At 31.4% G+C, this 15,701-nt stretch carries 14 protein-coding genes; 10 read left to right on the top strand and 4 right to left on the bottom strand.

The genetic code is table 11. The features are described from left to right. Positions 1-22 precede the first annotated feature (22 nt). The 4 genes from D1818_RS00965 to D1818_RS00950 all read right to left on the bottom strand — a co-directional run bounded on the left by D1818_RS00965 (position 23) and on the right by D1818_RS00950 (position 5,375). Entirely contained in the window at positions 23-1,465 is a 1,443-nt protein-coding gene (locus D1818_RS00965; RefSeq protein WP_118455493.1) for an aminotransferase class I/II-fold pyridoxal phosphate-dependent enzyme, read from the bottom strand. 110 nt (positions 1,466-1,575) lie between these two features. After that, positions 1,576-2,898: a dicarboxylate/amino acid:cation symporter gene (locus D1818_RS00960; protein ID WP_118455491.1), complete on the bottom strand. Its 1,323-nt coding sequence runs from the start codon at positions 2,896-2,898 to the stop codon at positions 1,576-1,578. A 106-nt stretch (positions 2,899-3,004) separates the two neighbouring features. Beyond that, positions 3,005-4,069 (bottom strand): chorismate synthase, encoded by a 1,065-nt coding sequence (aroC, locus tag D1818_RS00955; RefSeq protein WP_118455489.1) that lies wholly within the window; start codon positions 4,067-4,069, stop codon positions 3,005-3,007. A gap of 145 nt (positions 4,070-4,214) precedes the next feature. Beyond that, a complete protein-coding gene (locus D1818_RS00950) occupies positions 4,215-5,375 on the bottom strand; it encodes a histidinol-phosphate transaminase (protein ID WP_118455487.1) in 1,161 nt (386 codons plus the stop codon). Positions 5,376-5,532: 157 nt separating this feature from the next. Between D1818_RS00950 and D1818_RS00945 the strand changes: the two genes are divergently transcribed. The 10 genes from D1818_RS00945 (at position 5,533) to D1818_RS00900 (ending at position 15,670) form a co-directional block, all read left to right on the top strand. Then, complete coding sequence (locus D1818_RS00945; protein ID WP_118455485.1) at positions 5,533-7,833, top strand: type IA DNA topoisomerase; 2,301 nt, start codon at positions 5,533-5,535, stop codon at positions 7,831-7,833. Positions 7,834-8,028: 195 nt separating this feature from the next. Beyond that, entirely contained in the window at positions 8,029-8,817 is a 789-nt protein-coding gene (locus D1818_RS00940; RefSeq protein ID WP_118455483.1) for a lipopolysaccharide assembly protein LapB, read from the top strand. 96 nt (positions 8,818-8,913) lie between these two features. Then, positions 8,914-9,342 (top strand): hypothetical protein, encoded by a 429-nt coding sequence (locus D1818_RS00935; RefSeq protein WP_118455481.1) that lies wholly within the window; start codon positions 8,914-8,916, stop codon positions 9,340-9,342. A gap of 89 nt (positions 9,343-9,431) precedes the next feature. Continuing rightward, complete coding sequence (locus tag D1818_RS00930; protein ID WP_118455479.1) at positions 9,432-10,025, top strand: hypothetical protein; 594 nt, start codon at positions 9,432-9,434, stop codon at positions 10,023-10,025. A 99-nt stretch (positions 10,026-10,124) separates the two neighbouring features. After that, complete coding sequence (locus D1818_RS00925; protein WP_118455477.1) at positions 10,125-10,694, top strand: Crp/Fnr family transcriptional regulator; 570 nt, start codon at positions 10,125-10,127, stop codon at positions 10,692-10,694. A 64-nt stretch (positions 10,695-10,758) separates the two neighbouring features. After that, positions 10,759-11,166 carry a DUF6463 family protein gene (locus tag D1818_RS00920; protein WP_118455475.1) on the top strand — a complete coding sequence of 136 codons (408 nt, stop codon included), beginning with the start codon at positions 10,759-10,761 and terminating at the stop codon, positions 11,164-11,166. 3 nt (positions 11,167-11,169) lie between these two features. Then, positions 11,170-11,898 carry a DJ-1/PfpI family protein gene (locus tag D1818_RS00915; protein ID WP_118455472.1) on the top strand — a complete coding sequence of 243 codons (729 nt, stop codon included), beginning with the start codon at positions 11,170-11,172 and terminating at the stop codon, positions 11,896-11,898. A gap of 4 nt (positions 11,899-11,902) precedes the next feature. Then, positions 11,903-13,069 carry an FAD-dependent monooxygenase gene (locus D1818_RS00910; RefSeq protein WP_118455470.1) on the top strand — a complete coding sequence of 389 codons (1,167 nt, stop codon included), beginning with the start codon at positions 11,903-11,905 and terminating at the stop codon, positions 13,067-13,069. A 265-nt stretch (positions 13,070-13,334) separates the two neighbouring features. Then, positions 13,335-13,967 carry a LysE family translocator gene (locus D1818_RS00905; RefSeq protein ID WP_118455468.1) on the top strand — a complete coding sequence of 211 codons (633 nt, stop codon included), beginning with the start codon at positions 13,335-13,337 and terminating at the stop codon, positions 13,965-13,967. Positions 13,968-15,061: 1,094 nt separating this feature from the next. After that, on the top strand, positions 15,062-15,670 hold the full coding sequence (locus D1818_RS00900; RefSeq protein WP_118455466.1) for an ankyrin repeat domain-containing protein: 609 nt from the start codon (positions 15,062-15,064) through the stop codon (positions 15,668-15,670). Positions 15,671-15,701: the final 31 nt, after the last annotated feature.

Raw genomic sequence — 15,701 nt, 5'->3', positions numbered from 1 at the left:
TCTACAAATTCATATAAAATTATTATATGAGCGTATGAGCTATTTTTTGTATCTCATCTAAAAGCGCTATAAAATCTTCTTTATCTGTTAACGGATTCATTATGGAAGTCCTTAGGTAGCGCTCCTCTCCTATCATAGTTTGAACGATATAAAATTTTCCTGATAAAAGTAACGTTTCACGTATTTTTGAATTGAATGTATTGATTACTTCTGAAGGAATATCTGTATATCTAAAATTTACAATATTAGCTTCTGGATTTATGAGTAATTCAAACCCCTCCCTTTCTTTAATGAGCTTGGCAAATACTTTTCCTAAATCATATAATCGATCCATATTCTTTTCGAAAATATCTTCGCCATACATTCTTATAATTGAATATACCTTTAGCGACATCATCAATTTAGTACATTCGAAGGTTCTTTTTCCAGAATTATACCACTCTCTAGATTGTTGGGAGTCCCAAAGATATTGAGCCTTTTGCTCAAAAGTCTTATATGAAGCTTCACTATTCTTAAAAATTAAAGCGGTATTCAAAGCAGGAGTTAATAACATCTTATGAAAATCAATCACAACAGAATCTGCTTTGTCAATTCCTTTCGTTAGGTATTTATATTTTTCCGAAAAAACAACGCCACCTCCGTGAGCTCCATCTATATGAAACCATAAATTATTGTTTGTAGCAAAACTAGCTAACGTTTCTAAATCATCATAAGATCCCGTAGAAGTTGAAGAAGCGCATCCAACAAGCGCTATAACATTCAAACCTTTATTTTTCGCATTTTCTAGATATTCTTCTAATAATGAAGTATCTATTTTATAAGATTTGTTAGAAGGTATCTTTATAATTCCCTCTGCACCAAATCCTAGTATTCTCGCTGCGCGATCTATACAATAATGAGCCTCCTCAGAAACCAAAACGGCTAATTTTTCATTGTGCCCTTCTTCCCAAACCGAACTGGGAGCTTTGGCTTTTCTTGCAGCTAATAATGCCGTTAGGTTTGCTAAAGTTCCGCCCGAAGTAAGAAAACCGGCAGCCTCAGATCCATATCCAATTTTTTGTGCTACGAAATCCGTAACAATTCTTTCTAAAGCATTAGATGCCATGCCCATTTCATAGACTCCAGTACCGTTACTCAATAGATCCGTTACCAACCCAGAAAGACTACTGATTATTGAAGGTACGGCTACCTGATGGCCCATATATCTTGGATGATGCACATGAATAGATCTATCTAAGATTTTTTGATAAAAATCCATCATATCAGTGTTAGAAGACATATCCGCTTTCCAATACACTAATTCTTCTTCAGGATCCTGATATTTGATTACAGGTCGTTCTTCCTGTGATTGTACTTGATCTAGATGATCTGCGAGCACATCAATTAACTGATGTCCTATTTTTCTAAAATCCGATGGACTATATAATTTTTGTAGTGATTCGTCTAAAAGCGTATCTTCCTTCATGCCGAGCTTGATTAATCAATTCGCATTAAAGGTAAAAACCCTAATTGTAAATTAGGTAAAAAGGATTGAATTTTAGAAAAACAATAACAGATTAGTTCATAAAGAATAAACTATCCTTCATAATGGTCATCCCAATCTTTTACTTTAGGATCTCCTAGTTTACCAACAGACTTAGCAACGATCATAGCCACCGTAGCATCTCCAGTTACATTAACAGTGGTTCGTAACATATCTAGTGGTCTATCAACCGCGAAAATTAACGCCAATCCAATTGGTAATTTATCCGATGGAAAACCAATTGCTTCTAAAACAATTACTAACATTACCATTCCTGCACCAGGAACAGCGGCAGAACCAATAGAAGCTAATAAAGCTGTTAACACAATAGTAATTTGATTGCTAAATGTTAATCCTTCTGGCCACAATACCTGCATAATAAATACCGATGCTACAGCTTGATATAAACTGGTTCCATCCATATTAATGGTTGCTCCAACAGGTAATACAAAACTCGATACTTCCTTATCTACACCAATATGTTCTTCGACTCTTTCCATGGTTACTGGTAAAGTCGCTGCACTAGAACTTGTGGAAAACGCTAACAATTGCGCCGGACTAATCTGTTTTAAGAACCAGAAAGGAGGTTTTTTAGTAATCACAGAAACTAAAATACAGTAAAACACTATCATAAGTGCTAAACCAAATACTACAACTCCTGCATATCGTAATAAGGCTAACAATATATCTGGATCATCCGAAGTAACTACTACATTAGCCAATAATGCAAATACAGCAAAAGGAGCTGTAAGCATAATTAAATCGACCATTTTTAAGACTACTTCATTTAAACTATCAAAAAACTTCTTTAAAGGATTTGACTGTTCTTCTTTAATCAATAACATACTTATTCCCAAGAAAATAGCGAAAAATATAACTTGTAGCATCATCTTATTATCGCTCATTGCTTTTATGGCATTCTGCGGTACCATATCTACCACAAATTGTAATGGTCCGCTTTCTTTTTGTCTTCCTGCCTCTGCAATACGCTCTGATATTTTTGCACTACTTGCATATTCAGTTGTCAGTTTTTCAATAGTTTCAGGAGTAATTCCATTTCCTGGTTTCATTACATTTACAAGTAATAAACCAATAGTAATAGCAATTACTGTTGTAAGAACATAAATGATAATAGTTCTACCCCCAATTTTTTTAAATTTTGAAATATCCTTTAAATCTGAAATCCCTTTTATTAAAGAAGCAAGAATTAGAGGAACCGCAATTAACTTCAGAAGGTTTACAAAAATAGTTCCTAAAGGAGCGATCCAATCACCTGTAAATCCTTTTCCCCAGGAAAACTGAGTCATTAAAAATCCGAATAATATCCCAGCGATCATTCCGATCATTATTTGCCAATGCAGTGCAAGTTTCTTCATGTGAATTATCTAATTTTCTGAATACAAAAAGTCGAAGATATAAATTAAAAACAAAAAAACGGTAACCTTATTCAGATTACCGCAACATTAACTATATTTTGAATCTCTATTTTTTAATCGTACGATTCATTAACCAATAATCCACTAAAACCAAGGCAGCCATAGCTTCTACAATAGGAACAGCTCTTGGTACTACACAAGGGTCATGTCTACCTTTACCTTGCATATTTACTATATTACCTTCTTTATCAATCGTTTCTTGATCTTGCATAATGGTAGCCACAGGTTTAAAGGCTACATTAAAATAGATGTCCATTCCATTAGAAATACCTCCTTGTATTCCTCCGGAAAGATTGGTTTTGGTGGTTCCGTCAGCATTAAATAAATCATTGTGCTGACTACCTTTTAGCTCAGCTCCAGCAAAACCACTACCATATTCAAAACCTTTTACCGCATTGATCGAAAGCATAGCTTTTCCTAATTCTGCGTGTAGTTTATCAAAAACAGGTTCTCCCAATCCAACTGGAACTCCAGAAATCGCACAACTCACTACTCCTCCTACGGTATCTCCCTCTTTCCTAATCTGTTTAATATATTGTTCCATCTCTGCAGCTTTCTCTGTATCTGGACAACGAACAATATTACTTTCTGTCAATGAAAAATCAAGTTCAGTATGTGGTTTTTCTAATTTAATAGCTCCTACACCACTTACATATGCATTAAATGTTAATTCAGATAACACCTGTTTTGCAATAGCACCAGCTACTACTCTACTCGCTGTTTCTCTAGCAGATGAACGCCCACCACCACGATAATCCCTAACACCATACTTCTGGTCATAGGTATAATCGGCATGTGAAGGCCTATATGAATCTTTTATATGAGAATAGTCTTTTGATTTTTGATTGGCATTTTTAATAACAAAACCTATGGGAGTTCCTGTAGTAACTCCTTCGAAAATTCCTGAATAAAACTCTACAGTATCTGGTTCTTTACGTTGCGTAACAATAGCCGATTGACCAGGTTTACGACGATCTAATTCAGCCTGTATCGCTTCAAGATTTAATTGTACTCCAGATGGGCATCCATCAATGATTCCACCAATTGCTACTCCATGTGATTCTCCAAAAGTGGTTACCTTAAATAGGTTTCCAAATGTATTTCCTGCCATTAAAAAACAATTTTCAACAAATGTACTTGTTAATCTTTAAAAACATGCTAGTAATTTGATAGAAAAACCATCCTTTATTTCCTAAAAATTGTAACTCTTTCAGATTTCAAACTCTTTTTTTACACTATGATTATTTTCAACGTATTTAGGCTTTTAACCAATTCATTCCATCTAGAACTTTTAAGAAACTATTCATTTCTTCTAATCTACCAATACTAATCCTTGCCCAAGTAGGATAATGTTTTCCTCCACCAGGAATTATAGCAAAGCCAAATGGTTTTAATTCGGACCTAAAACGTTTAGCATCTTTTACATCCATTAGTATAAAATTAGTACTGCTATTTACATATTTTATACTACGAGTATCTAAGCTTTTTTCTACGTAAGTTCTTACTTCAGAATTCTTTTTTCGATATTCATCAACATAAGAAGTATCTTCTAAGGCGGTTATGGCGGCTACTACTCCGGGATTGGCAATAAGCCCACTAAAATTATAATGCTCGTGATTCAATAGGGCGATGGTTTCTGCGGATCCCATCGCATATCCCACACGTAAACCCGCTAAGCCATATGCTTTAGAGAAAGTTCTAATAATTAAAACATTGTGATTTTCTCTTAATAATTTTATGGTGTCTGGTGTGTCAGAAGGATTCATTAATTCTATATATGCTTCATCTATGGCTACTGTACATGTCGATGAAGCAACTTCTTTACAAAAAGATATTAGTTCAGCAGCAGGTAATGCTTTTCCGGTAGGGTTATTAGGATTACAGATATATACCAGTTTTGTATCCTTAGTTACAGCTTTTTTGGTAGCTTCTAAGTCAATATTCATCGCTTGATTAAGTAGCATTCTCTTTACTTTATGATCAAATATTCTATCTGCAAAAGCGGCTGTAACATTAAATGTGGTAGCTGGAACGATAATACTGTTTTGTTCTTTGCCAAAGGTTCTGGTGAGCATACATAATATCTCAAACGAACCATGTCCTAAAATCACCTGATCTTCTTTAATATTATTACGCTCTGCAATCATCTTTTTCAGATGATTAGTATCATATGTATGAAAAGATGCGTATCTGTTAACTCGATTGGTATGCTTAGTAATTGTATCTAATACTTTTGGAGAAGGTCCGTAGGGATTTTCATTAGAGAATAATCTGAGACTCTCATTTTCTTTAGAAAATTCTAAAGCATCATCCTTAAATAGAGAAGCTCCATATGCTATCGGCGTTACGGCACTTGCTACTGCAATAGTGCTTCCTAGTTGTAAAAATTTTCTTCTATTAAATCCTGGTGTATTCATATCGTTAAAGGTTTTATACAAAACTGACTGATATCTAGTAGTTTTCCTATCAAGATCGTGATCTTGGCAAACTAAAACGTGATATACTCGATAATGATAGTCTTCATTTTTATTTTAAATTCCTTAATTTTCACCTCTATAATAAAGAGCATTATTCATGAAGGTTTGTATAGCCGAAAAACCAAGTGTTGCACGAGAAATTGCTACCGTTCTGGGAGCTAATACAAAGCGTGATGGTTATTATGAAGGAAATGGATATGCGGTTACCTATACTTTTGGACACTTATGTACTTTATATGAACCTAATGACTACAAACCGTATTGGAAAAGTTGGGATCTGAATAATCTGCCTATGCTTCCGGAAAAGTTTAAAACCAAGGTGGTGGATAATCAAGGGATTCAAAAACAATTTAATATTGTAAAGTCCCTGTTTGATAAAGCTACTTTGATAATCAATTGTGGTGATGCAGGACAAGAAGGAGAATTGATACAACGATGGGTGATTCATCAAGCTGGTTATACTGGAGAAATACAACGTTTATGGATTTCCTCACTAACTACTGAAGCGATAAAAGAAGGGTTTAATAATCTAAAACCATCTGAGCAATATGATAATTTATATTACGCGGGCTTCTCTAGAGCAATTGGTGATTGGTTATTAGGAATGAATGCTACCAGATTATATACAGTGAAACACGGTGGATATAAGCAAGTATTATCCATAGGAAGAGTGCAAACTCCTAGTTTGGCAATGGTAGTAAATCGATATAAGGAGATCCTAAACTTTAAACCACAGCCCTACTGGGAACTGCAGACATTATATAGAGATACATTGTTTAGTTATGAAGAAGGACGTTTCTTAAAAAAAGAAGATGGCGAATTGTTAGCCAATAAGGTAAAAGAAAGTGATTTTGAGATTGTTTCTATTACTAAAAAAGATGGGAAAGAATATGCACCAAAATTATTTGACCTTACAGGATTACAAGTATATTGTAATACAAAGTTTGGATTTTCTGCAGATGAAACCTTAAAAATTGTTCAGAAGTTATATGAACAAAAGGTAGTTACCTATCCTAGAGTGGATACGACTTTTTTACCAAATGATGTATATCCTAAAGTTCCAGGAATTCTAGAAAAACTAACAGATTATAATACGCTAACAAAACCGTTGTTAGGTAAAAAGATTAAAAAATCTGCCAAAGTTTTTAATGACAAAAAAGTCACAGATCACCACGCAATTATTCCTACTGGAGAACAAATGAACCTGCAATACAATCAAAAACAGGTATATGATATTATTACAAAACGTTTTATAGCTGTTTTCTATGATGATTGTAAGGTTGCAAATACCACTGTGATTGGAAAGGCGGATACTGTCTCTTTTAAAACAACTGGTAAAGTGATTTTAGAAAAAGGATGGCGCGTTGTTTTTGAAAATCCTAATGCACCTAATAAAAAAGAAACTGGAATTCTTCCTGTCTTTGTAAAAGGAGAAAAAGGGCCTCACGAACCTTCTTTTCTAGAAAAAGAAACCAAACCTCCTAAACAGTTTACGGAAGCTACCTTGCTTAGAGCTATGGAAACAGCTGGTAAACAAGTTGATGATGATGAGATGCGAGAATTGATGAAGGAAAACGGTATTGGAAGACCTTCCACCAGAGCAAATATTATAGAAACACTTTTTAAGCGTAAGTATATAGAGCGAAATAAAAAGCAAATCCTACCCACAAATACTGGTATTCAACTAATTGACACCATACAAAACAAACTACTGACTTCTGCCGAATTAACCGGAAGATGGGAAAAGCAACTAAAGGAGATTGAGAAAGGTACTTTTAATGCAGGAGCGTTTATAAAAAACATGAAACAAATGGTAGATCATTTGGTTTATGAAGTGAGAACCGAAAAAGTAAGAGCCAATATATCTCATACTACTACTCAAAAACAAAAAAAAGTAATAAAAAAGGCTTCCGGAATCACTACAGAATCATGCCCAAAATGTAACAAAGGAAAGATCCTAAAAGGAAAGTCTGCATATGGTTGTAGCACGTTTAAAGAAGGATGTGATTTTCAATTACCTTTTAGCTATCTAAATAAGAAAATATCCGAAAAACAATATATCCGCTTATTGAAAAAAGGATGTACTGTTAATCTAAAAGGGTTCAAAACTGATGCAGGTTCTGCAGAAGGGTTGTTGCGTTTTGATACCGATTTTAAAATACTTTTAGAACCAAAGAAAGCTTCTCCCACTCCAACATCGGATACAACAACTGATCAAATGCCTTGTCCTAAATGCAGTAACGGATATATCCTTAAAGGTAAAACAGCTTATGGATGTAGTGAATTTAAAAATGGTTGTGATTTTAGATGTTCTTTTGAAACAGTCAGAACTAAAGCCATAGGAAAACCTATGTCTAAAGAATTGGTCTATGCTATTTTGAAAAAAAATCTAAACTAAAAATGTTTGTCGTCAAAAAACATTTTATTTGATTCTTTTTTAATTTGAGAATTATATGTTTCTTTAATAAAGAATAATCACAACCATAGAATTAATCTTCTATTATACGGTTGTAAACGGTTATAACTAAAGATATATAGGGCATGTATCCTATATTCGCGTGTTATATGTAATTAACCAAAATGTAAATACTAAGTGAATATTTTTAAAAAACACTTTTCAAAAACAAATGCTAAACATCTGTTTAAATTGGGGCATGAGGAGTATAAAAAAGGGAAAATAGATAATGCAATCAAACTCTATACTAAAGCGATAGAGAAATTTAATGATCATATTCCTAGTTTATATTCAAGGGGCTCTTTATACATAGATATATTTCAATGGGATAAGGCATTAGCGGACTTAGAAAAAGTATATAAATTAGATTCAAAAGCTTACAACATACATTTTTTATTAGGAGTTTGTCAATGCTCTACTGGAAATGAAAAAATTGGTATTGAGAATCTGAAAAAACAAATTGAATTAACTCCAAAAAGTCCAGATCTCTATTGGAACATGGCTATATTTAATCTAAGAAATGAAAAATATGATCTTGCATTTAAAGATATTAATACGGCTCTTGAAATTACACCTAAAAACCCTTATTTACATTCTATAAAAGGTAAGATATTAGAAAAAAAAGGCCTAATCGATAAAGCTGAGGAAAGTTATCTTATAGGGGCTAATCTTGAAAAAAAGTCCGGAGATTCAACAGGTAAATTAAAAGAGTTTTATAAACGAACAGATAATATTACTGGGTGTATTAAGATGATTGAAAAGATCCTTGAAGCGTTTCCTTATGAGCCTGAAATTTTAAATGAGGGTGGAGATTTGTATAGAATCAAAGGGGATTTGGTCAAGGCGAAAGAATATTATGAAAGGGCAAAAAATGCGGGTTGGGAAAATGCGAATGAAAAATTATTGAAAATTAATTCCCAAGAATAAAACTACATACAACAATTTGTATATTACATATGCTCCCTTCGGGAAGCAAACGCACCATACAAGAGACGTTGTAATGCACTACCAAAAATAGCAATTATGAAATTTAAATACACTGAATTAAAAGAAACTTATTTGGAGGTGAAAAAATTTCTTGAACACGCTTCTGGTGAGAAAATAAATAGTCTAAATACAAAAATTGTTGAAGATTTAAAATTATGGGGAGATGATAATTATTTCCTCTTGATTGAATTTATTGAAAAATATGATTTGAATTTTGAAAAGTTTGAATACGACAAACACTTTGACTCTGAGGGAGAGCTTGTTGGATTTAAAACATTCATACTTGGAGTTTTTAAGTTGCCTGTACTGATAATCAATAATCTTTTAATAAAACATATTTCGATTAAGACATACAAGAAAATTGACAATACTCTTTATGATAGAACAAACTGTAAAAAGGATTTGACATTTGGTGATTTGATTTTGAGTAAATTAAATGGAGAGTTTACCTTGAGAGAAAATTGACAAATTTCTAAAAATATAATTAACTGTATATCAGAAATAAAACTTGATATTAGTCAAGATTAAAACAGACTTAATTAGAAAAATATAATATGGGAGGAATGTTTCATCCTACTAGTAAAGGAATAGTTGACGGACGTATAAAAGGTTTAAATAACTCAGTTGATATCACTAGATTTATGATAGACAATGGCCTAAATGAGTTGAAAATGCCAGAATATTACACATTACCTGGAACTGAATATTATATCGGTTTTGGCACAGGTTATGAACTAGGTCAAAAATTGAGAGATTTATTGGAAAACGATACCACTTGTAAAATGCCTTTAGACGAAAAAATAGAATGTCTTTCCTTTCTACTAAAAAAGCAAGAAGGCTGTAGATTAATACTATCAACTGACTCTTTTCTCGATAATATTAAACACTGGGATGAATTTAACATCTCAAAAACAGTTATAAATGATATTCAAAATCTTTTAAAAGAAAACAAAATACAAAGAGCTATTAACAAAATACTTATATACTTAAAAGATAGATTTTACTTAAAAACTTCAATGGAATTTTATCCGATATATGAAAAACTAATAAACTTAAGAGAAGAGAAAAAGAAAGACGAAGAATTTGTTATTACCGAAGAGCTAGAAAAAATAAAAATGGAAATCCAACGTTGGATTAGTTTAAAATAAAGAAAACTACACACAACAATTTGTATATTTCATTTGCTCTCCTCGAGTAGAAAACGCAGCATATAAGAGACGTTATACACAATTAAAGCGAACTAAAGATTGATTGAAATAATAAATAAAATAGCATTGAATTATTGCAGTCTTAACAAATTAACAATATCCAATTGGGAAGTTAATAGTAAAATAATTGAATATAGAAAAGGAGAGCAAATAGTAAGTGAAGGACAAAAAAGGCATAAATTATTTTATGTAATAAAAGGTTCTTTAAAAGCATACTACATGAATGAAGATAAAAAAATAATAGATTGGTTTGCTTTCGGAAATGAGTTTATAACTTCAAGCACAAGTTATTTCACCGACGAACCAAGTCTTCATTTTATCGAAACTATGGAGGATTGTATTATTCTTGAAACTGAAAAAAATAAAGTAGAAATGCTTTGTAAGAATAATCACGATTTCGAACATTTATTTCGTCTTATCTTATCAAAAGTAATCGTTCAATTTAGATATAGAGTTGTTTCTATTCAATTTAAAACTGTTAAACAACGATATGACAGTTTAATAAAACAATATCCACAAATTGAATTAACAGTACCACTTGGAGATATTGCATCTTATTTAGGAATCACACAAGAAACTTTAAGCAGAATAAGAGCATCTTACTCATAATTTGATATAGGTCAAAAAATGTTTTTAAAAGTACCTGTACTTTTATAACAGTAACAAACAAATTATGAAGCCATTTAATGGTAAAATACTAATTTATACAGGAATTGCGCATTGTCTACTAGGTATATCACCTTTTGCTTTTGGAAAACAATTTTCAGCATTTTCTAAAAACTACTTTTTCAAAATTAGTGATGGAATTTTTGAATTCCCGTTATTGAATGGAATAATGAACTATGAAAATTTTGCTTCTTTTTGGTTTGTATATTTTGGGATTTTAATTATCCTCATTGGAATTCTTGTAAATTATATAGAAAACACACATAAATTAGTTCCAAGAAAATTCATAATCACGTATTTAATTGCTGTATTAATTGGTGTTTATATGATTCCTTTTTCCGGCATGACATTTCTTATGTTACCACACGCAATATATATGTTTTATCAAGGTAGAAGAAACAAAATTAAAGTATAAAAAATGAAAAAAACAATCACATTACTCACACTAACATTAATACTTTTAAGTTGTTCAGAACGAACAAAAACCAATTCTGAAAAAACAATAATAACTAAAACTTCAATACAAGAAAAAATAACAGAAAAGCCTATTAACCAAAATTTACCAACCATAGGAATACTAATCTTTGAAGGAATAATAATTAATGAAGTAGTTGCTCCATTAGATGTCTTTTCTAATCCTACCATTGATAATAAGAATCTTTTTAACGTAATAACAATTGCAAAAAAAAATAAAACTTATAAAAGCGCTCATGGATTAAAAATAATACCAGATTTTGTGATTGAAGATATTCCTAAATTAAAAGTTTTAGTTGTACCAAGTTCATACAATCCTGCCGACCAAACTTCTGATGAAAAATTAGTGAATTTTATTAAAGAACAGAATAAATCAACTGATTATATAGCTAGCCATTGTGCAGGAGCATTTTTAATTGGAGCATCAGGAATTGCTGACAATAAAGAAATAGTTACCTATGTTACTGGTGGAGAGTCTTTAAAAGAAAATTATCCCAATTTACAAGTTGTTGACGATACTAAATTTTCTGTTGTTCAAGATGGAAAATTTATTTCGTCGAATGGTAGCTTAGTAAGTTATATCGCCTCGTTTGATTTGTTAGAAAAACTAACAAGTAAAGAACATAGAAAATTTGTCGAAACATCAATACTATTTGATAGAATAAAAAAATAAATTTATGACAGAAAATATAACTATAATTGGCGGAGGAATTGGAGGTTTAGTAACAGCATTGTCCTTTGATAAATTAAATATTCCATATACATTATACGAAAGAGCAGCTTCATTGGAAGCAGTTGGAGCAGGAATATGGTTATCACCAAATGCTTTACAAGTTTTACAATGGATTAACCCTTCCCTACTACAGGAAATTCAAAATGCTGGAAATACTCTTAATAGAATTTTGGTGGCGGACCATAAATTTAACCCGATATCGGATTCCAATCAAGATTTTGTACAAGAAAAATTTGGTTTTACTACAATGGCTATTCATAGGGGAAAGTTACAGGAAATTTTATATAAATATGTAAAACAAGAAAATATTGAATTAGGTAAAGAATTCAAAGAATACTCACAGGATAGCGAAAAATCTATAAGGTTATATTTTATAGATGGTTCTCATATAAATACAAATGCAATAATTGGTGCAGACGGAATTAAGTCCAAAATAAGGAAACAACTATTTCCTAATAGTAAATTAAGATATTCAGGACAAACCTGTTGGAGGGGCATTTCTAACTATGATTTAGATCCTCAACTAGAGTCTGTAGGTTTTACCTTGTGGGGTGAAAAATTGCAATTTGGTGTGTCTAAAATTGCAAATGGAAAAGTATATTGGTTTGCTGTAAAACTAAGTCAACCTAACTTAACCGATGATGAAAAAAGCCTCAAAATTATTCTAACAAACATGTTCTCAGAATACCCTCCTCTTGTAACTTATCTAATTGAAAACACACCAAATGAGAAAATTTTTAGAGATGACCTTTCTGATTTAGAATTACTAAATAAATGGAACCTGGGAAGTATATGCCTAATTGGAGATGCTGCTCATAGTATAACGCCAGATTTAGGGCAAGGTGGCGCTCAAGCAATTGAAGATGCATTTTATCTATCAAACTTCATCAAAAAAACTAATACGTTAGATACAGCATTCGATAAATTTTATAATTATAGAAAGACGAAAGTTGAAAAATTAGTAAAACAATCAAGATTCACATCAAAAATCTCAATAACAAATAGATTTTTGGAAATCATTCGAAATTTTATTCTTAGAAAAACACCTGAATCTTATATGAAAAAACAGATGTTAGAAATGTATAAACTGGACAAAACTATTGTCAGCTAGGTATAAAAAACATAGGGCGTTTATGTTTGTGGAAAGGTCTGAGAATATTTACAAAGTCCGCTAAATATAAAATTTACAACTATTGGTTTATTTTATATTTTTGAAGTCGTAGTCCTTCAGTGGGCATTTACGAAAAATAAAATAAAAGCAAAATATTTACATTTGGCTTAGTACCAAACCAAAACGTATCGCCTATCACCTGCCCTACGTTTCTTTACACGAGACGTTGTGCAACAGCTAAAAACTAAGAATTAAAAACAGAAATATGATACCAATTAATGATTTAATACTATTTGGATTAGCAGCATTGATAATGGTACTTTCTCCTGGTCCGAATATGATTTATTTAATCTCTAGGTCTTTATCGCAAGGAAAAAAAGCTGGAATCATCTCTCTTTTCGGGGTAATGTGCGGATTTTTATTCCATATACTTATGGTCTCTTTTGGGCTTACTGCAATATTTTTTGCTGTTCCTTATGCTTTTGTTGTGGTTAAATTTCTTGGAGTAGCATACTTATTATATTTAGCCTATAACACTGTGAAATCTAAAAACAAAATTTTTGACGCTGACCAAAACTTGAAATCAGACAAACCTCTTAAACTCTTTAACATTGGACTTTTGACAAATATCTTAAATCCCAAAATGGCAGTATTTTATCTTTCATTTTTTCCTCAATTTATAAAACCAGAATATGGCTCTATATTAGGTCAAAGTTTTCAACTTGGAATTATACAAATAATAATAAGTTTTTCTGTTAATTTTCTGATCGTCATATCGGCCGCTAAAATGGCAAGTTGGTTCTCGAAAAAACCAATTTGGTTAAGAATACAAAAGTGGTTTATGGCTTCTGTATTGACTGGACTCGCTATGAAAATGGCATTCGCAAAAGTGAAATAAAAAACGGAAATGAAACTTATCGAATTGAATTTTCCGAAGAATTTAGTTATATAATCGGAATGTTGCTTTTAAAGAAAAAAGCAGGAGAGAAATATATAATGATGGATGACCATTAACGTACTAAAAACTATGGGCAACAATATATATGTGGTTATAGCTGTTAATTGACGATTCGATACGTCCGTGTCTTTTTGCAATGGTGCAATCCTTGCAAAAAGTAAAAGTTAGCAACCAATGTGCAAAAAAACCGAAAAGAAAGGTTACATTTTGCCCTACTACGACACATATATAAACGTTACCGTAAGCTGTAAATTTTGGACTTGATTAACATCTTAACTACCAATAAATAAGTGAAATATTATAATATAAAAATTTATTTTATCGCTATTATAATCAATATTATTCCTTGCTTTATATTCTTTATTAACAAGGAATGTTCTGGTGATAGTTGTATGGTCAAATTATTTGGTGTAGCATATTTCTTATTATCCGTGTTAATATACTTACCATTCCTATTTATAGCTCGAGAAAAATTCAAAACAAAAATTGAAACTGAAAGAGTATTATTTTTTATTCCAACTATGCTTTCAATATTAATCTTATTGTACGCAAATCTTACTTTTCATGGTCTAAGCATTGTAATACCTGCCATAGTATTAATACCAAATTTTATATTACAAATAATTCTATACAGGAATTATATAAAAAGGTTAAAAAACTATGACCGAAAATAATAAGGCGAAAAAAAACGATTTTGCGAAAGTTTAATTATAATAGAAATAGAAATCTCAGATTAAAAAGCAAAATGCCATAAAAATGTACGGTGGACTTTACTCTGATTGCTAAATGATGTGGTTTTCGGAATAATACGGATACTGAATATTAAATCTAAAAAAACGTGCCGTAACACGATATGAGTGATCATAGCAGTTTGGCAATTAATCGAATGGTTGTTGTATTTTTGATAAGGCGCAATGCTTTCAGAGAGGAAAAGTTAGCAACCAATGTGTAAAAAAAATTAAAAAACAGGGTAACACTTTACCTCATTACGATACTTATATTAAACACTGTACTTCATTAATACGAATCTATAAATGAGTTTATTAAAAAACATATATTCTTCAACAAATCCTGAGAAAAATATAGGAACTAAATTGTATAGGGCTTTATATGAATCAAATAAAGACAAACTGGTTGAATTAATTGAAACTTATAATATCGATATTAATAAGTTTGTAGCCTTTTCTAATTCTGACTCTATTTTAATAAACGCAACAGATTGTTCATCTGAATCAAGAAACTCCAAAGAACAAATTGACATAATAAATTATTTAATTGATAGTAATGTTAATATAAACTGGAAAAACAAATATGGATACAGTGCTTTACATATAGCTCTTGAATATCATGATCTTTCAAAAATAGCATTAGTTTTAATTAAAAGTGGAAGAATAGAAATCAATGAAGCTGAAGAAAAAAATGGAAATAGCCCAATTTTCACTGCAATAAGAGAATATAACAAAACCTGGAGAGAAGAACAAAAAGCGCTGAATCAACTTCGATTGGAAATTATTGAGGAATTATTAAAGCTTGGCGCAAATCTAGATCAAGTAAATAATCACGGAATTTCATCAAGACGTTGGATTCAGATTTCGGAAGATGAAAAATTACATAGTTTGATTAAAAAATATGACAAGAAATAAAAATTCACAAATAGATCGATTGGTTTAAGTA

The organism is Aquimarina sp. BL5 (genome assembly GCF_003443675.1).
Taxonomy (GTDB): Bacteria; Bacteroidota; Bacteroidia; order Flavobacteriales; family Flavobacteriaceae; genus Aquimarina.
This window is presented reverse-complemented; position numbering and strand designations above follow the sequence as displayed.